20 protein-coding genes are annotated in these 22286 nt (G+C 65.0%); 11 read left to right on the top strand and 9 right to left on the bottom strand.

From position 1 onward, the window contains the following. Positions 1 to 39 precede the first annotated feature (39 nt). Both AC56PL_RS24275 and AC56PL_RS24280 read right to left on the bottom strand, forming a co-directional pair. Positions 40 to 3255 carry an amino acid adenylation domain-containing protein gene (locus AC56PL_RS24275; RefSeq protein WP_497155402.1) on the bottom strand — a complete coding sequence of 1072 codons (3216 nt, stop codon included), beginning with the start codon at positions 3253 to 3255 and terminating at the stop codon, positions 40 to 42. 90 nt (positions 3256 to 3345) lie between these two features. After that, positions 3346 to 4215, bottom strand: a complete 870-nt coding sequence (locus tag AC56PL_RS24280) for a siderophore-interacting protein (RefSeq protein WP_497155403.1) — start codon at positions 4213 to 4215, stop codon at positions 3346 to 3348. Positions 4216 to 4361: 146 nt separating this feature from the next. On the opposite strand from AC56PL_RS24280, the gene entS reads away from it, so the two are divergent. Continuing rightward, positions 4362 to 5639 (top strand): enterobactin transporter EntS, encoded by a 1278-nt coding sequence (entS, locus tag AC56PL_RS24285; RefSeq protein WP_497155404.1) that lies wholly within the window; start codon positions 4362 to 4364, stop codon positions 5637 to 5639. Between the two features lie 50 nt (positions 5640 to 5689). Beyond that, a complete protein-coding gene (locus AC56PL_RS24290; protein ID WP_497155405.1) occupies positions 5690 to 6772 on the top strand; it encodes an iron-siderophore ABC transporter substrate-binding protein in 1083 nt (360 codons plus the stop codon). A gap of 127 nt (positions 6773 to 6899) precedes the next feature. On the opposite strand, the gene AC56PL_RS24295 is transcribed toward AC56PL_RS24290, so the two are convergent. Genes AC56PL_RS24295 through AC56PL_RS24310 form a run of 4 tightly spaced genes read right to left on the bottom strand, consistent with a single transcriptional unit; the run spans position 6900 to position 8525 of the window. Beyond that, positions 6900 to 7337 (bottom strand): molybdenum cofactor biosynthesis protein MoaE, encoded by a 438-nt coding sequence (locus AC56PL_RS24295; RefSeq protein ID WP_495517527.1) that lies wholly within the window; start codon positions 7335 to 7337, stop codon positions 6900 to 6902. Continuing rightward, positions 7337 to 7846 (bottom strand): MogA/MoaB family molybdenum cofactor biosynthesis protein, encoded by a 510-nt coding sequence (locus tag AC56PL_RS24300; RefSeq protein WP_497155406.1) that lies wholly within the window; start codon positions 7844 to 7846, stop codon positions 7337 to 7339. The genes AC56PL_RS24295 and AC56PL_RS24300 overlap by 1 nt, the downstream gene beginning before the upstream one ends. Next, positions 7839 to 8333, bottom strand: a complete 495-nt coding sequence (gene moaC, locus AC56PL_RS24305) for a cyclic pyranopterin monophosphate synthase MoaC (protein WP_495517525.1) — start codon at positions 8331 to 8333, stop codon at positions 7839 to 7841. The genes AC56PL_RS24300 and moaC overlap by 8 nt, the downstream gene beginning before the upstream one ends. A gap of 3 nt (positions 8334 to 8336) precedes the next feature. Further along, complete coding sequence (locus AC56PL_RS24310; protein WP_495517524.1) at positions 8337 to 8525, bottom strand: hypothetical protein; 189 nt, start codon at positions 8523 to 8525, stop codon at positions 8337 to 8339. Positions 8526 to 8531: 6 nt separating this feature from the next. Here AC56PL_RS24310 and AC56PL_RS24315 point away from each other — a divergent pair, with 6 nt between their 5' ends. Together AC56PL_RS24315 and AC56PL_RS24320 are read left to right on the top strand one after the other, a co-directional pair. Then, positions 8532 to 10874: a helicase-associated domain-containing protein gene (locus tag AC56PL_RS24315; RefSeq protein ID WP_497155407.1), complete on the top strand. Its 2343-nt coding sequence runs from the start codon at positions 8532 to 8534 to the stop codon at positions 10872 to 10874. A 73-nt stretch (positions 10875 to 10947) separates the two neighbouring features. Beyond that, positions 10948 to 12600: a DNA repair helicase XPB gene (locus AC56PL_RS24320; RefSeq protein WP_495517522.1), complete on the top strand. Its 1653-nt coding sequence runs from the start codon at positions 10948 to 10950 to the stop codon at positions 12598 to 12600. A 9-nt stretch (positions 12601 to 12609) separates the two neighbouring features. On the opposite strand, the gene AC56PL_RS24325 is transcribed toward AC56PL_RS24320, so the two are convergent. After that, positions 12610 to 13425 (bottom strand): LppU/SCO3897 family protein, encoded by an 816-nt coding sequence (locus AC56PL_RS24325; protein WP_497155408.1) that lies wholly within the window; start codon positions 13423 to 13425, stop codon positions 12610 to 12612. Positions 13426 to 13567: 142 nt separating this feature from the next. Between AC56PL_RS24325 and AC56PL_RS24330 the strand changes: the two genes are divergently transcribed. Beyond that, positions 13568 to 14725 (top strand): pyridoxal phosphate-dependent aminotransferase, encoded by a 1158-nt coding sequence (locus tag AC56PL_RS24330; protein WP_495517520.1) that lies wholly within the window; start codon positions 13568 to 13570, stop codon positions 14723 to 14725. A 35-nt stretch (positions 14726 to 14760) separates the two neighbouring features. Here the strand turns inward: AC56PL_RS24330 and AC56PL_RS24335 are convergent, their stop codons facing one another. Further along, a complete protein-coding gene (locus tag AC56PL_RS24335) occupies positions 14761 to 15780 on the bottom strand; it encodes a CNNM domain-containing protein (protein ID WP_495517519.1) in 1020 nt (339 codons plus the stop codon). Further along, positions 15773 to 17134: a hemolysin family protein gene (locus tag AC56PL_RS24340; RefSeq protein ID WP_497155409.1), complete on the bottom strand. Its 1362-nt coding sequence runs from the start codon at positions 17132 to 17134 to the stop codon at positions 15773 to 15775. Before AC56PL_RS24340 ends, AC56PL_RS24335 begins: the two co-directional genes overlap by 8 nt. Positions 17135 to 17345: 211 nt before the next feature. Here AC56PL_RS24340 and AC56PL_RS24345 point away from each other — a divergent pair, with 211 nt between their 5' ends. From AC56PL_RS24345 to AC56PL_RS24370, 6 genes are all read left to right on the top strand, one after another. After that, positions 17346 to 17981 carry an alpha-ketoglutarate-dependent dioxygenase AlkB gene (locus tag AC56PL_RS24345; RefSeq protein ID WP_495517517.1) on the top strand — a complete coding sequence of 212 codons (636 nt, stop codon included), beginning with the start codon at positions 17346 to 17348 and terminating at the stop codon, positions 17979 to 17981. A gap of 253 nt (positions 17982 to 18234) precedes the next feature. Continuing rightward, positions 18235 to 19590 (top strand): 8-oxoguanine deaminase, encoded by a 1356-nt coding sequence (locus AC56PL_RS24350; RefSeq protein WP_497155410.1) that lies wholly within the window; start codon positions 18235 to 18237, stop codon positions 19588 to 19590. 87 nt (positions 19591 to 19677) lie between these two features. Then, a complete protein-coding gene (locus tag AC56PL_RS24355) occupies positions 19678 to 20709 on the top strand; it encodes an ABC transporter substrate-binding protein (RefSeq protein WP_495517515.1) in 1032 nt (343 codons plus the stop codon). Positions 20710 to 20718: 9 nt separating this feature from the next. Then, entirely contained in the window at positions 20719 to 20946 is a 228-nt protein-coding gene (locus AC56PL_RS24360; protein ID WP_497155411.1) for a hypothetical protein, read from the top strand. A gap of 33 nt (positions 20947 to 20979) precedes the next feature. Next, positions 20980 to 21675, top strand: a complete 696-nt coding sequence (locus tag AC56PL_RS24365; RefSeq protein WP_495517513.1) for a Rieske 2Fe-2S domain-containing protein — start codon at positions 20980 to 20982, stop codon at positions 21673 to 21675. Further along, the gene (locus tag AC56PL_RS24370) at positions 21672 to 22271 is read left to right on the top strand and encodes a glutathione S-transferase family protein (RefSeq protein WP_497155412.1); all 600 of its coding nucleotides are present in this window, start codon (positions 21672 to 21674) and stop codon (positions 22269 to 22271) included. The genes AC56PL_RS24365 and AC56PL_RS24370 overlap by 4 nt, the downstream gene beginning before the upstream one ends. The last annotated feature ends 15 nt before the right edge of the window (positions 22272 to 22286 follow it).

The raw sequence follows: 22286 nt of genomic DNA on the forward strand, positions 1-22286 counted from the left end.
TCTCGAGCGTGGACGATGTAGCGGGTCGCGAGCCTGTCGTCACAGTAGGTTGCCTTCGCCTTCGAACTCGTCGAGCTCTTCTTGCGAGAGCCCGGTGAACACTGCGGTGTCAGGAGCCACCCGCTGTCGCGGGTGGGCCTGCGCAGGAGCTGATATGGGCGCGAAGGCCGTCACCGGTGTGGCCAGCGGCGCCAGTACCGCAACGGTTCTCGATTCGAACACGTGGGCCGCCGTCAGCTTCAATCCCACCCGGGCGGCCGCACCGACCACCCGAACCGCGGTGATGCTGTCGCCACCGAGGCCGAAGAAATCGTCCTCGACGCCCACCTGCGCCACACCGAGCACCTGCGCGAAGACAGCACACAGCGCCGACTCGACCTCGTTCTCGGGTTCTCTGGAGTCGGTGACCATCGACGAGAAGTCCGGCGCAGGCAGCGCTTTACGATCGAGTTTCCCGTTCGGCGTCTGCGGGAACCCGGCCACTTCGAGTACCGCTGCCGGGATCATGTATTCAGGCAGTATCAGTCGCAGGTCATCGCGTATCTTCGCCGGGTCGACCACCGCGTCGGCAACCGGGCGGACGTATGCCACCAACTGCCCACCGGTGGCGCTCGGAATCACCCTTGCGACACATCGATCCACGCCTGCCATCGCGGCAACCGCGGTTTCCACATCACCCAACTCGACCCGGAAACCGCGGACCTTGACCTGATCATCGGTGCGTCCGAGACAGGCGAGTCGACCATCGGTCCCCCACCGCGCCAGATCGCCGGTGCGGTACATCCGGCACCCCGACTGATCCGGATCGGCAACAAATCGGGCCGCTGTGAGATCGGCCTGCCCGAAGTATCCCGTTGCGACACCGTCACCGGCGAGGTAGAGCTCCCCGACCGCCCCCACCGGGACCGGTTGCAATGCTCTGTCGAGGACGTATGCGCGGGTATTGGCGATAGGCCTACCGACGGTGATGTCGGCACCGGAGCTCACCGCGGCCACCGTCGACCACACTGTTGTCTCTGTGGGGCCGTACATGTTCCAGACGGTTCGGGCGGCAGCTCCGAGCGCTTCGGCAACGGGTTCGGGCAACGGTTCGCCGCCAACCAGGACGTCGACGCCGCGCAGATCCAGAGCCGGACCGAGCGTGAGCAACCCCGCCCACAGCGCCGGTGTCGCCTGCATGACATTCACACCGTCCGAACAGATCCGATCGGCGAGTGCCTGCGGATCCTGGATCTCGGTGTTGCCTGCCAACACAACCGAACCACCCGAGATCAAAGGTGAGAACAATTCGAGCACCGCGATGTCGAAGGAGATCGTGGTGACCGCCAACATCACGGTCTGCGAGCCGAATCCGAATCGCGCACTCATGTCGCACACCAGGTTTGCCATCGCCCGGTCGCTGATCGCAACCCCTTTGGGCAATCCGGTCGAACCCGACGTGTAGATCACGTAGGCCACCGAATCCGGTGTCCGGTGAGCAGTACCCGACCACCCCTGCGACCGGGCCGGATCCGGGTGAACGTCTCCGCCCGGCGCATCGAGAACAAGCGTGCGCTCGAGTTGCCTGCCGGACAAGACCCCGGCGCAGTCCGTCGTTGTGAGGATGGTCCGCGGATCGCTGTGCCCGAGCATGTATTCCACCCGGTCGGCCGGGAAGCGCGGATCGAGTGGAACGTAGGCCGCACCCGCGGCCAATGTTGCCAACAGCGCGACGACGAGCTCCGGTGTCCGGGGCAACAGGATCGCAACCCTGTCGCCGACACCGACGCCTTGCTGCCGCAGACGGTCGGCCAAACGGTCGGTGGCCTCGACCAGATCGCCGTAACGCATCGCATCGTCGCCCGAGGTGATCGCGACTGCATTCGGCGTGCGCTCGGCCGTACTACGAATCAGTTGCAGCACATCTGCATTCGAGTCGAACTCGACACTGCTCCCCGCGATCGGCAGTGCGTCCACCTCACGCGGCGTCGCGACCGGGACCTGACCGAGGCGGGTCGGTGGTCCGGGTGCAAAGAAACGGTCGATGAACGCGACCAGACGCACGCCGAGCGCAGCGAGTTCGGATTCGGTGTATCGCTCGGAGTCTGCGTCGATGCACAACTCCACTGCCCCGGTACGTTCGACGCGCTGTGCGGTGATGCTCAGATCGGTCACCGGCCCACGAGCCAGGGATTCGACCGAAGCGTCCAGTCCGGCGAAGCGAATCCGGTCGCCGAACGGTTTGATGTTGATCGACGGTCCGACGATCGGCGATGATCCGCTCGATCTCACCGACCGCGCGATGTCCTCTCCGCGGTATCTCGCGTGTGCACTGATCCGCGACCTGGTCTGCGCAAAGGACTCCATGATCTCGCGGGCGCTGCTCGTCCGAGCGGTATGCATCCGCAGCGGAACAACATTCACCGAGGTCGTCGGCACCCGGGTCGCAGCCGTACCCATACGTGCCATCATCGGGAATCCCAGGATCACGTCGTCGCGATCGGTCACGCGGGCCACAAAGCCGGCAAAACCTGCCGCCAGTGCCTCGATCCAGGTGCCGCCGCCTGACGCCGAACCGGTCATCGCGTCGACGGTCTGCGGCGGCACCATGATCCGTTCGGTCCGCACCGATGTCGCAATGGCTGCCGGACCGGCATCCGGATGTGCAAGCGAGACAGCGGGATCTGACCCGGCCAGTTCCTGCGTCCAGAACTCTCGGTCGATGCCGAACTGTTCGCTCGCGCGGTACCGCAGGTCGTCATCGACCACGTCCCCGACGGAGGGCACCAGGGGTTCGGCACCCTCGTACACCGCCGAGACTTTGCGCATCAGCAGCGCGATACCGAAGGCATCGAGGGCCGCATGGTGGGCGGCCAGGTGAAGGCGGTGGGTCTGCGCGCCCAGGATGAGCACGGTTGCCCGCACGCAGGGCTGCGATGCCGGATCGATGGCGACCGAATGGCGGCGGCGCGCCCATTCGAGCGCGGCCGTTTCCGGCGACCGTTCCGCCATGAGATCCACGACCTCGGTTGGGGGCGCCTCGTGGCCCAGAGACATCGCCGCACCATCGGCATCGACCGTGAACCTGGCCGTCGCCACGTCCAGGACGGCCAGTGTGGAATCCGTTGCACGCACCAGCCGCTCGACCTCGAGCGGGCCGCTCATCCGCAGGAACTGTCCAACCACGAAGGTGGGATTCCCCGGAGCGAGTGCCTGCGCCAGAAGGACGTTCTGCGAGGCGCTGGATGTGCGCAGAACCTGCTGACGGAGCTGCACGATGCGACTTCTCTTTCCCGAAACGACAACCGAGCCTTAGGTTAGCCTGACCAAGGCATAGCCGGTCAATCGGGATCTTGTTCGGCCTGCTTACAGTCTGCCCGCCAGGGTTTCGGTCGCCTGCACACGCAGCGTGCGGACCCGCTCGAGAACACCACCGGTGACGGGCCTGCGCCAATAACCACTCGCGTCGAGCATCGCCTTGCCGACACCCAGAGACTTCGCCACTGCGCGAAGCTCGCGAACGGTCCCGGCCTCGCCGGCGATCCACATCCAGCCGTCGCCGTCGGGAAGTGACAATTCGTTGATCGCCGCGGCCAACTGCTGACCGTCGGTGACGTCGGCGCGGCGCCGCAACCACGTGATCCCATCGACGTCGGCCTGTTCATCGGCAGCATCGGGCACCACGACGAAAGCATGAACCGGCGTCCCGGCCGGCGGTGCATCGAGGTAGTGCGCGATCGCAGGCAATGCTGTTTCGTCCCCCGCCAGGATCCACCACGGCGCACCCACCGGCGGCGCGGTGGTCACCTTCGGTCCCGCGAGATGAATACTGTCGCCCGGCCGCACCGCACGGGCCCACTCACCGGCAACACCGCGACCGTGCAGCACGAAGTCGATGTCCAGCTCGCCTGCGGCCGCGTCGTAACTGCGAACCGTGTACGACCGCGAGGTCGGCGCCGGGCGCTTTGGCCAATCGAGGTGGCCATCGTCCTGCTCGGGCAGGGTGAGCACGTCCGTTTCGGGGTCTGCGAAGAAGAGTTTCACGTAGTCGTCCGGATTGTGCGTCGCGAACGGCGTGAGGTCGTAGCCGCAGGCACTGAACGCGCCGAGCTGTTCACCGCCGAGGGTCACGCGCCGCATATGTGGAGTCACATCGACAACCCGGACAACGTGCAAGTGCCGCAGCACGATCGGCAGCGATGTCCGCTCCGGCGGGACGTGTCGTTCGGTGGTCACGACTGCGCGGCCCCTTCGATTGGGTTGTGGCACACAACACTGCGATACGATCTGTTCGCCTTAGGGTAGCCAAACATGATTCACCGATGACCACTGGACCACCGAACGCGCAACGCCGGTGTGGGCCGCCCGAGAGGTACTGATCTGTGACAGCGGAACGAACCACCAACAAACGCCGGGTCCTCCTCGATCTTCGACCACTGCGTGAGAGCGTGAACTTCCGTCGGATCTTCATCGCGCGGACGATCTCCCTGCTCGGGATCGGGATGCTGACGGTGTCGGTTCCGATCCAGACCTACAACCTCAGCGGTTCGACGTTCCTCGTCGGCCTGGTGTCGGCGCTGGGCGGTGTCGCCACGATCGGCGGCATGCTCGCAGGCGGTGTGCTCGCCGACCGATACGATCGCCGAACCCTGATCCTGTTGTCCCGCACGATCGCGGGCCTGACGTTCATCGGGCTCGGCGTCAACGCGATACTCCCGTCGCCGTCGGTCACCGCAATCGCGGTCCTGACGGTCCTCAACGGGGCATTCGGATCGATCAGCGTCGCCGCGTTGCTGTCGGTGATCCCCAGCCTGATCCCGTCCGACCAGATGATCGGTGTCGGCGCCCTCAATGCATTGACGGTCCGGCTCGGCGCGGTGCTGTCCCCGCTGCTGGCCGGCCTGATCGTGGCGACCTGGTCGGTGTCGTGGAACTACTGGATCACCACCATCGGAACGGCGATCACGATCATCATCTTGTCCGGGCTCCCCCGCCTTCCGGCGCCGACCCACGAGCCGACGGAACCGGTCGACGGCAAGGCTGTCCCCGCCCGCGAATCCGCCGTGCAGTTCCTGCGTCGCGACCGACTCGTCGGCGGGGTGATCGCGGTCGGCGTGATCGCGATGCTCGGCGGCGGACTGCTCGCGTTGATCCCCGCATTTGTCGACGAGCGATTCTCCGGAGATTCGCGGACCACCGGCCTGCTCTACGCCGCCGGCGCGATCGGGGCGGTGATCGCGTCCTTCACCAGCGGCTGGCTGTCTTACCTGCGCAGGCCCGGACTGGTGCTGCTGACGGCACTGGCCATTGGTTTTGTCCTGCAGGGCGCGGTTGGCCTCGCGACCACCATCCTGCTCGCAGTACCACTGCTGATCGCATTCGGGGCGGCGACAACCATCCAGGAAGTGCTGCGCTACAACCTGATCCAGACCAATACTCCGGCCGCGCTGCTCGGCCGCGTCAACAGCCTCTGGGCCGCACAGGAAGTCGCGGGCCTCTCGGTTGGCGCACTGCTGGCCGGTGCCGTCGGCAGCTTCATGGCGGCATCGAGCGCGGTCACCGTCTACAGCGGAATCCTGCTTGTCGTCTCCCTCTGCGGAGCGCTGGTGTTGCGTCCGCTGCGGACGTATTCGCCACCGAATTCCCCGGTGATAAGGTGAGCCTTCCTTAAGATATTCGTGGAAACACGTTGAGCGACAGGAAGACCAGAATGACGTCGGAGCGACGGTCGAAGAACATGCAGTGGCGCAACCGCCTGATCGGCGTTGTCGCCGCGGGTACGGTCCTCCTTCCGTTACTCGCGGCCTGCGGGTCTGACAGCGACGGCAACCAGACGAACGATGCCCGGAAGGCAACGGAAACCGCGGCCGCCTCGGAGTCGACTTCTGGTTCGTTCCCGGTGACCGTGGGCGGTGCGTTCGGTGACGTCACCATCGAATCGAAGCCCGAGCGGGTCCTGGCACTGAGTCCGACCGACGCAGACATCGTCCTCTCACTCGGCGTGACGCCGATCGCCATCCCCACCAGCGCCCAGACCGACGCGACAACCAACGGCACCGGCCTGTTCCCCTGGGCGCAGGGCAAGTACCCCGCCGGAACCCCAAAGTTGGACCTCAGCACCGCGCAGTCGTCCACTCTCGAAGCGATTCTGGCCCTGGAGCCCGACGTCATGGTGGGCACCGCGTTCTACGGCCTGGTCGATCAGACGAATGCCGCACTGGTGGACGTGGCACCGATCGTGTCGTACACGACCCAGGCGAACGGTGATTCCTGGCAGGACTCGACCCGAAAGGTCGCCAAAGCCCTTGGCCTCGAGTCCAAGGGTGAAGAGGTCATCGCCTCGGCAGATTCGACACTCTCCGACGCCGCAGCGGCCAACCCGCAGCTCAAGGGCAAGACGTTCAATGTCCTCATCTCGCCGTCGGCATCCGACGTCTACATCCTGTGCTCGGCCGACGACAACCTGGGCCGCGTCATGAAGGAGTTCGGCATGGTGTTGTCCGACTACGCAGAGAGCGTCCCGTGCACCAACGGCCGGACCCAGGTCAGCTACGAAAGCCTGGAGAAGCTCGACGCCGATGTGCTGATCGTGTTCCCGGACACCGCCGACCAGATGAGTCTGCTCAGTGATCAGCAACTGTGGACCAACATGCCTGCCGTCAAACGTGGTGCCGTCGTGGCGATCCCGAAGACCGAGTCGGTCCCGGCTGCACTGGCGTTCCCGTCAGCACCCAGCCTCGAATGGGCAACTGATCAGATGACCCCGAAGATCGTGGAAGCGGCCGGGAAGTAGCCACACACACGGCCCACGGGCCCTGGACCCACAAACGCTGATCGGCGCGGCGGTGAACATCTCACCGCCGCGCCGATTGCTATCCCGAAGAGTTGCGATATCCGAGCCGACCCGAAGCCGGCAAGCCTCAGGCCGAACCGACCCATTCGTCGGTGCCGTCGGCGAAGATCTGGTGTTTCCACACCGGCAGCTGGGCTTTGACCTCGTCGACCAGCAGCGCACACGTGGCAAACGCCGCCTGCCGGTGATCGGCGGCGACGGCGACCACCAGTGCGGCGTCGCCGATGGCGAGATTGCCGACGCGATGCGACACCGCAACGGCACGTACACCTTCCGCGGCCGCCGCGACCTCGCCGACAACTCTTGCCACCACCTCGGCAGCGGTCGGATGGGCACTGTAATTCAGAGCGGTCACGTCTCGGCCGCCATCGTGATTGCGCACGGCACCAACAAAACTCACGATTGCCCCGGCAGTACCGTCGGCGGCATCACCGGCAAGCTGTTCGTGGACAGCGGTCGACAACGGTTCCTCGGTCACGGCGGCCAAAGCCACCACGGCTGCCATCAGTGATCACCTCCGTTGATCTGATCGATCGCGTGGTCGAGAACCGGCTCGAGTACCTCGAGTCCGTCCCGCACACCTCCGCTGGAGCCGGGGAGGTTGACGATCAGAGTGCGTCCGGCAGTGCCGACGATGCCACGTGAGAGGACCGCGGTGGGCACCTTCGGAAGACCGCTGCGCCGGATGGCGTCGGCCAGACCAGGTATCGCGCGGTCGATCACGGCGGCGGTTTGTTCGGGTGTGTGGTCGGTGGGTGTGAGCCCGGTTCCCCCGGTGGTGATGATGAGGGCAACACCGGCGTCAACAGCACCGCGCAGCGCCTCGCCCACCGCGTCGCCGTCCGGCACGACCTGCGGCTGCCCGACCTCATAACCGCGCTCTCGCAGCCACCCGGCGATGATCGGCCCACAGCGGTCCGGATACACGCCGGTGGCAGCCCGTGTCGAGGCGACCACGATGGCGGCGGTGCGCGATGTGGCGTGCTCAGACCCCGGTGAATGGGTCTTACCCATCGTCGCGCTTCCAATGACCTTTCTTGCCACCGGTCTTTTCGGCAAGTCCGATGTCGGTCATCTGTGCGCGGGGGTCGACCCCTTTGACCATGTCGTGAAGCGTGAGACCGGTAACGGCGACAGCGGTCAGCGCTTCCATCTCGACGCCGGTGCGATCGGTGGTGACGGCCGTGGCCCGCACCTCGATGGTGCTCTCACCGAGTTCGAAGTCGACGCCGACGGAACTGAGCGCCACCTGATGACAGAGCGGGATCAGTTCAGGGGTCTTCTTGGCCGCCATGATCCCGGCGATCCGGGCCGTGGCCAAGGCATCGCCCTTGGGCAGACCACCAGACGACAGCAGCCCGATCACTTCGGCGGTGGTCACAAACGTGCCCGTTGCCACAGCTTTTCGGGTGGTCGCGGGTTTGCCTCCGACATCGACCATCTTCGCTGCCCCGGACTCATCGAGATGAGTCAGGCGCCCCGAATCCGATGAGGGATCCACCGATCAGCGATTGACCGTGGTGCGGGGATGGAGGTAGGGAAGATCGCTCGGATCCAGCGGGAATGTGATGTCGCCAAAGGGTGACAGCGATCCGGAACGATCGGACGTGAATTCACTCACGGCGTGCTCGCCTTCCGGAACCTCAGGCCAACCGTTGTCCACGTACTTCTTCTTTTCAGCCACGGCGGTCATTGTGCCATGACCGGCGCGCATATCATCTACTGGATGAGCCCCGACCAGCCAATCAGCCTGGCCGACGACCTCGCCTCGCGCAGCGACGAACAACTGCTTGATCTGTTGCAGGCGCGGCCCGACCTGGCAAGCCCACCTCCTCCGGGTGTTGTGGTCCTCGCCCAGCGGGCGTTGTCGGCAGCCTCGATCAACCGTGCCGGCGAAGATCTGGACCTGCTCGCGGTGGCCGTTCTCGAAACCCTGAGCACATTGCGACGGGAGTCCGGCGGCGAGGCCGTCACCGCCGCTGCCGTCACCGAAGCCCTGTCGCAGCGCGGCGATCCGGCCGCGATCCGCGCCCGGATCGATTCGCTGAACGCGCTGGCGCTGATCTGGGGTCCGCAAGAAGCCCTGCGGACCGGACCGCATATGCCTGCTGCGTGGCCCTGGCGCGCACCGCTGGCCACCGCGCCCATCAACCTGTGCGACCTCGAGGAGATCCGGAAGAAGATCGACGCGCTCGGTGAGCGCGAACGCGAACTGTTGACCACGCTGTCCACCGGCCCCGGCCTCGGCCGAACCCGTGACGCCGCACTCGGACCGGACTCGGACCGACCGGTTCCCCAACTCGTTCACCAGGATCTGCTTGTCGTGGTGGACGAGCAGACCGTCGAATTGCCGGTGGTGGTCGGGCAGTTGTTGCGCGGCGAGGATCCGGCCGAGCCCAAGGTTCCGCGCCCACCGGAATTGACCGGCGGCGGCGGCCGCAAGATCGGTCTCGGCGAAGTCGACGCGGCCGCCGCGGGCGAGGCCATGGAGTTCTTGCGGCACAGCACAGATGTGCTCGAGGCACTCGGTGCGCAGCCGGCGACGGTCCTGCGGGCAGGCGGGATGGGAGTCCGCGAGATCCGCCGCCTGACCAAAGCGGTGGGCGTGGACGAGAAGCGGATGGGGCTGGTGCTCGAGGTGCTGGCGGGCCTGCGCCTGATCGACTCCGGCTTCCCCGAACCAGACCTGTCCGACGGTGTGGAACCGTCGTGGGCACCAACAACATCCGCCGACAGCTGGATCCACCAGAGCACCGAACGACGCTGGTTCTCGATCGCGTCGGCGTGGATCGACCTGCACCGTCGTCCGTGGCAGATCGGCGATCGGACACCGGAAGGCACGATCATCGGCGCGCTGGTCGGTTCGATTTCGGAGGGCGCCGCACGCGCCGAACGAATGCTGGTGCTGCAGGCACTGGCCGAGGCCAAACCCGGTGCCGCTGTCGGTCCCATCTCGGTCGGGCGGCAGATCGCCTGGCGTCACCCCCGGTGGATACGCCGGTTGTCGCAGACCACTATCGCCGAGACACTCGCCGAAGCACAGGCGTTGGGCCTGGTCGCCCACGGAGCGCTGACATCCGCGGGCCGTGAGATCGTCGCCACCGGTACCGCCGAGGACATCGAGTCCCAGACAATCGCCGCGATGGCACGGTCCATCCCGGCCCCCATCGACTACTTCCTTGCTCAGGCAGATCAGACGATCACCGCACCGGGTCCGCTGACACCCGAACTGATGGCCGACCTCAGCCTGGTCGCAGATCTCGAATCCGGTGGCGCCGCATCGGTATATCGGGTCTCGGAAGCAACCGTCCGACGTGCACTCGACGCCGGCCGCACCGGCACCGAGTTGCTCACCTTCTTCACTTCTCATTCGAAAACGCCGGTGCCGCAGTCGATCTCCTATCTGATCGACGATGTCGCCCGTAAACACGGACAGCTCCGGGTCGGCGTCGCCAGTACGTTCATCCGATGTGAGGATCCGACGACGCTGGCCGCGGTGCTCAGCTCCCCGGTCGCCGACGAACTCTCGCTACGCGCGCTGGCTCCGACCGTCGCCGTGACGTCCGAACCACTGATCGGCGTGCTCGATCACCTCCGGGCGGCCGGGTTCGCCCCGGCAGGCGAGGACGCCACTGGCGAACTGGTGGACCTGAGGTTCCGTGGCGCGCGGCTGCCGACACCGCGCGAACGCCAGAGTGCCCGCAAACCGTCGCTGTCGCTGCCGAGCCGCGATCGGCTCGGCGCGGTGGTCACCCACATGCGTTCGCAGGATGCCGCCAACTCCGCAACTCTGGTCCGTCCTGGGAAGGGCGGCTCCTCGGTGACCGGCGGCGGACTGCCTGCCACCGCGCTGTTGCAGAAAGCACTGAATTCGAAGAGCACGGTTCGGCTGGGATATGTCAACGCGGAGGGCTTTGCGAGCCGTCACGTGGTGGTCCCCCGGTTGATCGGCGCCGGCCAGGTGATCGCGACCGAGCCCGGCACCGACGAGGAGCACCGGTTCTCCCTGCACCGCATCACCACCGTCGAAATGGTCGACTGAACTTCGGCCCGTAGAGAGACGCACGTCACCCCTACGTGGCACAAACGCGCACTTCCCAGGACAATGGTTCCTTGTGACCGACGGACCCCTGATCGTGCAATCCGACAAGACCCTGCTTCTCGAGGTCGACCATCCCCAAGCTGCCGAAGCGCGCGCCGCCATCGCGCCGTTCGCAGAGCTCGAACGCGCACCCGAACACGTGCACACCTACCGGGTGACACCGCTGGCGCTGTGGAACGCCCGCGCGGCCGGACACGACGCCGAACAGGTGGTGGATGCGCTGGTCAGCTTCTCGCGCTACGCCGTGCCGCAGCCCCTGCTCATGGACGTCGTCGACACCATGGGCCGCTTCGGACGACTGCAGTTGGTCAAGAGTCCGGTCCACGGATTGACCCTGGTGAGCTTCGATCGCGCGGTTCTCGTGGAGATCATGCGCAACAAAAAGATCGCTCCCATGCTCGGGGATCGCGTCGACGACGACACCGTCATCGTGCATCCGTCCGAGCGTGGTCGGCTCAAGCAGGTACTACTCAAGGTCGGCTGGCCTGCCGAAGACCTCGCCGGATACGTCGATGGCGAAGCCCATGCGATTTCGCTCGACGAGAACGGCTGGGAGCTGCGCGACTACCAGCAGTTGGCTGCCGATTCGTTCTGGGCCGGCGGTTCCGGTGTGGTGGTCCTGCCCTGTGGCGCCGGAAAGACGATGGTCGGCGCAGCCGCCATGGCCAAGGCTCAGGCGACCACCCTGATCATGGTCACCAACACCGTCGCCGGCCGGCAGTGGAAACGCGAGCTGATCGCCCGCACCTCCCTGACCGAGGAGGAGATCGGCGAGTACTCCGGCGAACGCAAGGAGATCAGGCCGGTCACCATCGCGACCTATCAGGTGATGACCCGCAAGACGAAGGGCGAGTACCGCAACCTCGACCTCTTCGATTCCCGGGACTGGGGCCTGATCATCTATGACGAGGTCCATCTGCTGCCCGCCCCGGTCTTCCGGATGACCGCCGACCTGCAGTCGCGGCGCCGACTCGGGCTCACCGCCACCCTGGTGCGCGAGGATGGCCGCGAAGGCGACGTGTTCAGCCTGATCGGCCCGAAACGGTACGACGCACCGTGGAAGGACATCGAGGCACAGGGCTGGATCGCACCTGCCGAATGCATCGAGGTGCGGGTGACGCTGACCGACAACGAGCGCCTCGAATACGCCGTCGCCGAACCCGAGGAAAAGTACAAGCTCTGCTCCACCGCGCACACCAAGATCAACGTGGTGAAGTCGATCCTGGAGCAGCACAAGGATTCTCAGACACTGATCATCGGCGCCTACCTCGACCAGCTCGATGAACTGGGCGAGGCCCTGAACGCTCCGGTGATCAAGGGCTCCACCAAGAACAAGGAGCGCGAAGAGCTGTTCGCCCTGTTCCGCACCGGCGAGATCCAGACGCTGGTGGTGTCGAAGGTTGCCAACTTCTCCATCGACCTGCCCGAGGCGTCAGTCGCGGTCCAGGTGTCGGGAACCTTCGGATCCCGGCAGGAAGAGGCCCAACGCCTCGGCCGTCTGCTGCGACCGAAAGCCGATGGCGGACAGGCACACTTCTACTCGGTGGTCTCCCGCGACACCGTCGATGCCGACTATGCGGCCCACCGGCAGCGGTTCCTCGCCGAACAGGGTTACGCCTACCGGATCACCGACGCCGACGACCTGCTCGGCCCGGCCATCGGCTGATCGCCTGTTCTAGTCGGCGGGGCTACCGAAGCAGAATCCGAGCGGCTTGGGACGGTCGAACGTTATCGCGCTGGGGCAACCGGGAACGGTCGTCGAATCAACCCTGGTGAGCACCTTGAGCACCGTGTTGATCTGGCTGCTCCCGACTTCACAGGGCACCTCTTTCATCCCGGTCAATGACGCGACGGGGACCTCGTAGCAGTTGCCTTCCTGAAAGTTGGGGACCAGACAGAGCTTCGTTTCGTCCTCGCCGGTCTGAGTCAGCTCCGAATATTGCTCTCCCCCACACGATTCGGAACGTGAATCGAGCTTCTCGGCGACGATGAAGTTCAGCGGCGAGGTCGTGCCGCAGCCGACGATGTCGAAGTCCGCGTCCGAGTTGGCGCCGGTCACGGTGACGCAGTCACCTGCTTTGACGTCGTCGATGTCGTCGGCCAGGACAACCGCCAGCGCCACCACCGCGATGACGCCTGCGACCAGAACAGCCGCCACCACTGCGAGAACCACCCACACCGTGCGCTTCTTGCGGGGTGGGGGCTGCTGGTAGTTGCCGTACGGACTGCCGCCGTACTGCGGGACCGCGCCGTACGGCGGGGCGACGGGCTGCTGCGGATAGGGCTGACCGGGGAAAGCAGGCGGAGGATAGGCCGGACCGGAAGCCGGACCGTAGCCCGGTGCCGGCGGCGGATACGACTGACCAGGTCCCGGTTGGCCGGGCGTGGCACCGGGGTACTGCTGCCCATAGGGATTCTGTTCTCCATACGGGTTGTTCCCACCAGGACCATTGGGTCCCGGCGCGCCTGGATAGGGACCTTGATCTGACACGCGAAACCCTCCGATGACCGAAATGCTGAGATTCTGAGCGTAACCGCTGACGACCGCGCCGCCGAGGTGAACGATTCTGAGCGCCCGCGCCGCTGTAGCGTTGGACACTGCGAGCATCTGACATCTCAGGAGGCCAACAGACATGCGGACCGTCAAACGGCTACAACCGTTCTCCTCTACGATCTTCGCCGAGATGTCCCAGTTGGCCGCCCAACACGACGCCATCAATCTCGGGCAGGGCTTCCCGGACACCGACGGCCCGGAAACCATGCTCATGGTCGCGCAGGATGCGATCGCGACCGGACACAACCAGTACCCGCCCGGCGCCGGGATCCCGGCGCTGCGGAATGCCGTCGCCCAGCATCAACTCGACCACTATGGGCTGCACTACGACCCCGACACCGAGGTCCTGATCACCGTCGGCGCCACCGAGGCCATCACCGGAGCCGTTGTCGGCCTGGTCGAGCCGGGTAGCGACGTGGTGATGATCGAGCCGTACTACGACTGCTATGCCGCCGCCACCGCGATGGCAGGCGCCAACCGGGTCACCGTCCCGCTGGTTCCGGACGGCGACGGCTTCACCCTCGATCGCGATGCGCTGCACCGTGCAATCACATCCGATATCGCGCTGGTCATCGTCAATTCGCCGCACAACCCCACCGGCACCGTCCTTTCCGGCGACGATCTGCAGGCCATCGCCAACGCCTGCATCGAGAACGACGTGGTGGCGCTGACCGACGAGGTCTACGAGCATCTGCTGTTCGACAACCGCACGCACACTCCACTGGCAACGCTGCCGGGCATGAGGGAACGGACGCTGCGGGTCAGCTCGGCAGGCAAGACATTCAACTGCACCGGTTGGAAGGTCGGCTGGATCAGTGGTCCGGCCGAGCTCGTCGCCGCGGCCCGGACCGCCAAACAGTTCATGAGCTACGTCGGCAGCGGACCGTTCCAGCCGGCCGTGGCCTCCGCGCTGAACACCGAAATGGACTGGGTTCGCCAGTCCGCAACCCGTCTGCAGCGCAGCCGCGATCTCATCACCAGCGCGCTGACCGATGTCGGTTTCGATGTGCACCGCAGCGAGGGCACCTACTTCGTCTGTGCCGATCCCCGTCCGCTGGGTTATCACGACGGTGCGGCGTTCTGCCGCGACCTACCCGAACGGATCGGTGTCGCGGCGGTCCCGGTCAGTGCCTTCGTCGATCACCAGGACCAGTGGAGCCACCTGGTCAGGTTCGCTTTTGCCAAGCGCGACAATGTGATCGAACAGGCCGCAGCGCGGTTGCGCGCCCTGGCCTGAAGGCGGACGCACACTGCTCTTGATGACCCCGTTGGTCAGGCAACAGCAGTGGCACCCCGCACCGGTAGCAGCTTCTTCACCACATCGTTCATGGTCAGCAGGCCACAGGTCTGCGCCCCGTCGGTCACCACGGCCAGATGCCCGCGGGTTTCACGCATCGTCTGTAATGCCTCATAGACCGGGGTTGCCGCGGCCAGTGTCAGCACCGGCCGCATCAGTTCGCCTGCAGTGGTGGTCGGCGGCACGGTCAGGCTGTCCCGAACGTGCACCACGCCTTCGATTCCGGTCTTGCCGCTGACCAGCAGCCGCAGGTGTCCGGTGGCGTATCCGGCCGCCCGGATGTCGGCGGCAGTGGCGTTCACGTCGATGGAACTCGGTGCGACGCCGCGGTTCACCAACTCGCCGACGGTCAGATTCTCGAGTTCCAGAGCCACCGCCAGTTGGCCGTGGTACCGCTCGTCGAGTGTTCCCACTGTCGCCGAATGTTCCACGAGATGCCGTAGCGCGTCCGAATCCTGGCCTGCGTCAACCTGATCCACCGGCGTCACACCGACCTTGATCAGGAGCCAGTTCGCCATTCTGTTCAATGTCAGCAGCAGTGGCCGCGTGAGCCACATGAATCCTCGCATCGGCAATGCGAGCATGGTTGCTGACTTCTCGGGGTGGGCGATCGCCCATGATTTCGGTGCCATCTCCCCCACCACGAGGTGCAGGAAGGTGACGATGATCAGTGCGAGAACGAATCCCAGGACATCGGCGAGCCACAGTGGGGCACCCCAGTCATCGAACATCGGGGTGAGCCAATGGTGCACAGCCGGTTTGGTCACCGCTCCCAACGCGAGGGTGCAGACGGTGATGCCCAGCTGCGAACCGGCCAGAAGTACCGACAGCTCCGATGCGCTGCGCAACGCTGCCCGCGCCGCGCGGCTGTCCGGTGCGGCATCCTCGAGTCGATGCCGCCTGGCGGCGATCAACGCGAACTCGACCGCGACAAAAAATGCAGACGCCGCGATCAGCGCCACCGTGATGGCCACGACGACCCAGGGGTTACTCATCGTCGACTCCCTTCGTCACCGTCAACGTGACGAACAGCGTTGCGGGAACATGCGATTCGATCGATGTCACTTCGGCGATCAGCTTGCGTACCGGAGCGTCCTCGTCACTGACCAGATCGGCCGGGTCCGGTTGGAGTTCGATCTCGATGCGCTCTCCGACCTCGGGCAGCCCGGCATATCGGGCGACAACTGCGCCCGCCAGCGTCTCGAAGTCACCGTCGGGCAGGCTGTATCCGACGATCCGTTCGACCTCATCCACGTGCAGGTCACCGGGCATCGTCCAACCGTCCTCGGCATTGCCCGCCACCACTGCGCCGCCTTCGGGGTCGTGCTCGTCGGCGATCTCACCGACCAGCTCCTCAGCGATGTCTTCGACGGTGATGACGCCGGAGAATCCGCCGTATTCGTCGACAACCAGTGCCATCGCATCGGATTCCTCGGTCAGGTGGGCCAGCACCTGCGGAAGCGGCAACGTGGTCGGCACGACCACCGCCGGTCGTGAACGCGACAAAGCGGTACCCGTTGTCGGGTCCTCGAGCAGATCGTGCAGGTGGATCACACCCAACAGGTCGTCCGACGTCGAACCGATCACCGGATACCGGGTGTGGCCGGTACCCATCAGTTCCACCACATCGGCCACGGGCAGGTCGGCATGCACCGTGCCCACCCGGGATCGCGGGATCATGGCGTGTTCGGCTGTCCGCGTCGGGAAGTCGAGGATCCGGTCGAGCAACGTCGACAACTCGGCAGGCAATTCGCCGGCATCCCGCGAGTTCGCGACGATGTGTTCGAGGTCGCGTGCGGTCGCCGAGTGTTCGACGTCATGAACCGGCTCGATCCGCAATGCGCGCAGAAGCAGATTCGACGATTGGTCGAACAGCCAGATCAGCCAACCGAACAGCCGGAGGTACAGCGTTGTCGACATCGCCAACCACCGTGCGACCGGTTCAGGGCGCGCAATGGCGAGGTTCTTCGGGAACAGTTCACCGAACAACATCTGCACCAGCGTCGAGAAGGCGACGGCGATGATCGCACCGATCGCGATGCCGGCACCGGTAGGGATGCCCACCCCACCCAGCAGCTCACCCAGGCCCTTGCCGATGAGGGGTTCGGCGACATAGCCGACGAGGAGGCCGGTGACAGTGATGCCCAGCTGCGCTCCGGAGAGCATGAATGAAGTGCGCCGCGTAACGGTGAGTGCACGGGCAGCACCGATGTCGCCGGCCTCGGCGCGCGCCTTGAGTCGCGACCGGTCAACAGACATATATGCGAACTCTTGGGCAACGAAATAGCCGGTGAGCGCGGAGATGAGAAGTACAACGAGGATGCCGAGAGCGATGGACACGAGCGTCAACGCGGAGTCGACCCCGCTTCGGCCGTCAGGTCAATGTCGAAGGGTCTATCTGTGCGCGGGGCGCTGGCCATGGCTCTTTCTGCGGTTGAGCGGGTCGATACCACCGTGCCCGACAGGCACCAATGGTAATGGGTTGGTAAATAAACTGCGCTCTAGCATACCGGATGGGAAATTTGTCGCACATACGTTCTAATCGCGCTAAGGTGGACCGATGAGTCCCGGACGTCAGGTGTCGCTGTTCGAGGATCTGAGTGACACCTCCATACCCACGCTGAACCCGCTGCTGGGGAACGTGATCCGTCGTGAGCTCTCCGATGGCGCCTGGGTTGATCTGCGACCGGCCTGGGTCGGCGGCGCCGACGAGGTCTTCGACCGACTGCACGCAGATGTTCCGTGGCGCGCCGAAAGACGGCAGATGTACGACCGCGTTCTCGATGTCCCCCGCCTTGTCCACCAATACCCCGACGCGGGCAATGGCCCCCATCCGATGCTCGGCACGTGCCGCGACGCTCTGACTGACCACTACCGCGCAGAACTGCCGGAGGGATTCGCGTCGGCCGGATTGTGTCTGTACCGCAACGGCAATGACAGCGTCGCCTGGCATGGCGACACCATCGGCCGGGGCAAATCCGAAGACACGATGGTTGCGATCCTCTCGCTGGGTTCGCCGCGTGCGCTGTTGTTGCGCCCGATCGGCGGCGGCGCATCCCTGAAGTTCACACTCGGCCATGGCGACCTGCTGGTGATGGGCGGCAGCTGTCAGCGCACCTGGCAGCACGCCGTACCGAAAACCACGGGCGTCGGACCACGGGTGAGTGTGCAATTCCGTCCCCCAGGCGTCTGGTAATTCAACCCAGCCCGCGAGCGTGCCCAAATCAACGTGCGCCCAACCGGTTACGCAGCGTTAACATCGCCGTTTCACCACAGACAAACGGCAACCGTAACTTCAGGAGCTACCGGCCAGAACGATTGAGCCGGAACAGTCCGCCCGGCATCGCCGGACACGATCTGGAGCTCCCCTCCAGAAGAGGACATTCACCTCCAGTGGTGGGCGCGAGGGCCATCACAGACGAAAGTTGTCTGGCCCACTGGAGGACTGAATGTACGACCTGCTTTTTCGTGATATCGGACATCTCATGCTGGAGCCGGGTAACGAACTGCCCGACGCCTGGCTGGCGGTGTCAGACGGCCGCGTAGCCGCCTTCGGATCCGCCGGAACTGAGCCCGAAGCAGCCGAAACCCACTCTGTCGGTGGTCGATTGGTGACTCCAGGCCTGATCAACACCCATCATCACATCTATCAGAACCTGACCCGGTCCTACGGTCCCGTGGTGAACGGCTCCCTGTTCGACTGGCTCACGGGCCTGTATCCGATCTGGTCGATGCTCGATGAGGAAGCGGTGTACGTGTCGACGTACATCGGGCTCACCGAGTTGCTGCTCGGCGGCTGCACCACCTCCACCGACCACCTCTACGTGCATCCTCGACCCAATCTGATCGACGCCCAGATTCGCGCGGCCAATGACATCGGCTTCCGGTTCTACCCGACGCGTGGATCGATGTCGTTGTCCGTCAAAGACGGTGGACTTCCGCCGGACAGCGTCACCCAGACCGCAGAGGCGATCCTCGAAGACTCCGAACGCCTGATCAAGCGGTACCACGACCCGAAGCCGGGTGCGATGACACGTATCGGCCTTGCGCCGTGTTCACCCTTCTCGGTCGATGACACACTCATGCGTGCCACCGCCGAGCTGGCGGAGAAACACGACGTCCGCATGCACACGCACCTCGCCGAGGACACCGACGAGCACACCTACTGCCTGGAAAAGTACGGCCGTACGCCGGTCGAGCACTTCGAGGACGTGGGCTGGGCCGGCCCTCGATCATGGGTGGCGCACTTCATCTTTCCCAGCGACGTCGAGGCCAGGCGGCTGGCGTCGGCAGGTGTCGGCGTTGCCCATTGTCCCAGTTCGAATATGTTGATCGGCGGCGGAACCGCCAAGGTCCGAACCCTTCGTGAGCACGGGATGGCCGTTGGTCTCGGTTGCGACGGCTCGGCGTCCACCGACCACGCCTCGATGTGGCTGGAAGCGCGAACAGCCTTGCTGCTGGCGAGGTTCCAGGGTGGACCTACCGCGATGACGGCCCGCGATGCACTCGACATCGCCACCGTCGGCTCGGCGCGATGCCTCGGATGGGACGACGAACTGGGGCGGCTCACGGTGGGATCTCTCGCCGATCTGGTCGCGTGGCACCTCGACCCGGTGTCCCTGGCCGGAGCACCGTCCGATCCCGTTGAGGCATTGCTTCGGTGCGGTCCGGCACGTGCATGGACAACTGTCGTGAACGGCAAAGTTGTTGTCGACGAAGGACAACCGGTATCTGCAGCCCTGCCCGACATGTTGCGTGAACATCGCCGTATCGCCACGCGAATGCAAACGGCCGCCCTGACCTGAGACCGGCGTCTGCGTCTCGCCACACGCTTGCCAGTGCCAACCACAAGTGCTCTGCCCCGCACACGTCTTCACCACAAGGAGAACCCCATGTCCCACGCAGGATTTTCGCTGTCCCGACGGAGTCTGCTCAAGGGCGGTCTCGGTCTCGGAGCAATAGCCCTCGGCGGACCCACGCTGCTCACGGCCTGCTCCGATTCATCGACCTCGGTGGCGGCCGACGGCACCACCTCCATCGACTACCAACTCAGCTGGCTGCCGACCACCGAACACTCCGGTAGCTGGATCGCCTCCGACACCGGCCTGTACGCGAACAACAAGCTCAAGGTGGGTTTTCTCAACGGGGGCCCCAACGTCAGTCCTGACACCGTTGTGATGTCCGGCAAGGCAGCGGTCGGCGGAAGCAACGCCGACGTGGTGGCCAATGCGATCACGCAGGGCGCCGATCTCAAGGTCTTCGGCACCCGATTCCAGAAGAGCCCCTTCTGCATCCTGTCTCTCGCCGACTCTCCCATCAATTCCCCGCAGGAGATGATCGGGAAGAAGATCGGTGTTGCCGCACTCAATGAGACGTCGTTCAACCTGTTGTTGCAGATCAACAACATCGACCCGGACAGTATCGAGGTCGTCCCGGTGCAGTTCGATCCCGCGCCCGTCGTGAACAAGGAAGTTGACGGCCAGGTGGTCTTCGTCATCAACGAGCCCACACAACTCGAGGCCAAAGGTATTGCCACCAACACCTTCCTGTTCGCCGACTTCGGCTATGCGGTCTTCTCGGGCGTCTACTTCGCCAAGACCGAGACCGTCGAGACAAATCCCGAGATGCTCGCCGCATTCCTTCGATCCGAACGACTCGGATGGGAGGCGAATGTGGCCGATCCTGCTCTCGGCACCGATCTGACCCTCAACGTCTTCGGCAAAGACCAGGGCTTCGACCGCGCACAGCAATTGCTCGAGTCGCAGACCCTGCCGCAGATCATGGTCACACCCGACACCGATACCGGCGGACTGCTCACCCTGCCGCCCGCGCTCATCGAGAAGAACATCGCCACGTTGTCCGCGAACGGGATCGACGTGGCCGCGGATCAGCTGTTCACCACCAAGATCCTCGACATGATCTGAGTGGCGGACATGGCGGCAACCCTGATCCTGAGTGGGGATCTGATGCCGGAAACATTCTGCGACTTCATCATCGCGCGCGCCGAGGTTCTCGACGTGGATGCGGTGGTCCTGGAGGCTGCCCCACATCGAATCGTCGTGCGGGTACACGGGCAACACGACCTCGTCGGCGCCTTCGAGATGGCCTGCGAGCTCGCGCCCGGAACCAGCGTTGTCCACGATGTCGCCCACCTCGACTGAACACCAGCAGCGCAAGAGAAAGGAATCATCGAGATGCTCACATCTCACCCGGCCCCGTCCTCGGGTTGGGCACCGGTCGCGCTGAGCCGCGACGTGCTCTCCGGCTCGGCAACAGACACGAAGCTGAGCGGCGCCGGCATCGCACTGTGGCGGGGAGGTGACGGACTCGTCCACGCGTGGGCCGACCGTTGCCCGCACCGCGGCATGCGTCTGAGCCTGGGTTTCGTCCGCGAGAACCGGCTCGTATGCCTCTACCACGGTTGGGAATACGAATCCGCGGGAGGATGCCGACACATACCCGCCCATCCCGATGTCGATCCACCGAGTTCGGTCCGGACCGATCGATACCGTTCCGCCGAACGTTATGGGATGGTGTGGCTGGACGGCCAGACCGGCACCACCAGAGGCGAGCTCGAATACGCCGTCGAGATGCCACCGGAATACCCTGCGACGCCTGCATGTTCGGTGTACCTCGACGCTGCGGTCCCCCGAGTGCTGGAATCCCTCGCCTCCCGTACGGACAACATGCAACATGCGGACAACCTCGTCCACACGACCGTCGACGGCTCCGATCTCGTCATCGGCGTCCAGGTCCGCGACGAGACCACAACCGTGATGCACATCTGCGTCGGCGTCGAAGGCGCCGACCCGGCTCTCGTGCGCCGGATCATTCAGTGGGCACACGCGTTTCGCGATGAGATGAACGCGCATGCGACGGTGGCCTCGTGAGTGACTTGCTGCTCGCCGACTTCGAACTCGACCTCAACTGCTACAAGGTGCGACTGGGGATGGCGCTACTCGGTATCGAGTACACAAAAGTGCCCGTGAACTGTTATCCGGTGGGCCCGGACACTGCAACAAAGGTGCCTGTTCTGCGCCATGGCGATAACACCATACGTGGCGCCGAGAACGCCCTGCTGTATCTGGCGACGGAGTTCGCGACCGACACCACCTGGGCGCCTGGAGAATCCGTGGACGGCTACCGGCTCGCCCACTGGCTCGATTTCTGCGCCAACGCATTCGGCGCGATCACCGTGGCGCGCGATCTCGCCCTGTACAGCGTCGACCCACTGGATGAGGCCGTCGGACGGGCGAAGGCGGCTGTGCAACAACTCGATGACCACCTCACCCTGCAGCGGATCGACAACCACTGGGTACTCGGCCCCCAACCCACCATCGCCGACATCGCGCTCTTCGCCGGTGCGGCCCTCACCCGGGACATCGGCATCGACCGCGGGCGCTATCCGGCGCTGCGGTGGTGGCTCCGACGCATGCAGACACTGCCCGGCTTCATCGCGATGCCCGGCATCCCCGTCTTCCCCTGACACCCGAGAAGAAAA

The sequence above is a fragment of the Williamsia sp. Y721 genome (assembly GCF_059683565.1).

What these genes read in the sequence shown, in the direction of transcription:
- AC56PL_RS24290 (WP_497155405.1), top strand. Translation starts at nt 5,690, where the DNA reads ATGACGTCGGAGCGACGGTCGAAGAACATGCAGTGGCGCAACCGCCTG.
- AC56PL_RS24295 (WP_495517527.1), bottom strand. Translation starts at nt 7,337, where the DNA reads ATGGCAGCCGTGGTGGCTTTGGCCGCCGTGACCGAGGAACCGTTGTCG.
- AC56PL_RS24300 (WP_497155406.1), bottom strand. Translation starts at nt 7,846, where the DNA reads ATGGGTAAGACCCATTCACCGGGGTCTGAGCACGCCACATCGCGCACC.
- AC56PL_RS24310 (WP_495517524.1), bottom strand. Translation starts at nt 8,525, where the DNA reads ATGACCGCCGTGGCTGAAAAGAAGAAGTACGTGGACAACGGTTGGCCT.
- AC56PL_RS24315 (WP_497155407.1), top strand. Translation starts at nt 8,532, where the DNA reads ATGACCGGCGCGCATATCATCTACTGGATGAGCCCCGACCAGCCAATC.
- AC56PL_RS24330 (WP_495517520.1), top strand. Translation starts at nt 13,568, where the DNA reads ATGCGGACCGTCAAACGGCTACAACCGTTCTCCTCTACGATCTTCGCC.
- AC56PL_RS24335 (WP_495517519.1), bottom strand. Translation starts at nt 15,780, where the DNA reads ATGAGTAACCCCTGGGTCGTCGTGGCCATCACGGTGGCGCTGATCGCG.
- AC56PL_RS24345 (WP_495517517.1), top strand. Translation starts at nt 17,346, where the DNA reads ATGAGTCCCGGACGTCAGGTGTCGCTGTTCGAGGATCTGAGTGACACC.
- AC56PL_RS24350 (WP_497155410.1), top strand. Translation starts at nt 18,235, where the DNA reads ATGTACGACCTGCTTTTTCGTGATATCGGACATCTCATGCTGGAGCCG.
- AC56PL_RS24355 (WP_495517515.1), top strand. Translation starts at nt 19,678, where the DNA reads ATGTCCCACGCAGGATTTTCGCTGTCCCGACGGAGTCTGCTCAAGGGC.
- AC56PL_RS24360 (WP_497155411.1), top strand. Translation starts at nt 20,719, where the DNA reads ATGGCGGCAACCCTGATCCTGAGTGGGGATCTGATGCCGGAAACATTC.
- AC56PL_RS24365 (WP_495517513.1), top strand. Translation starts at nt 20,980, where the DNA reads ATGCTCACATCTCACCCGGCCCCGTCCTCGGGTTGGGCACCGGTCGCG.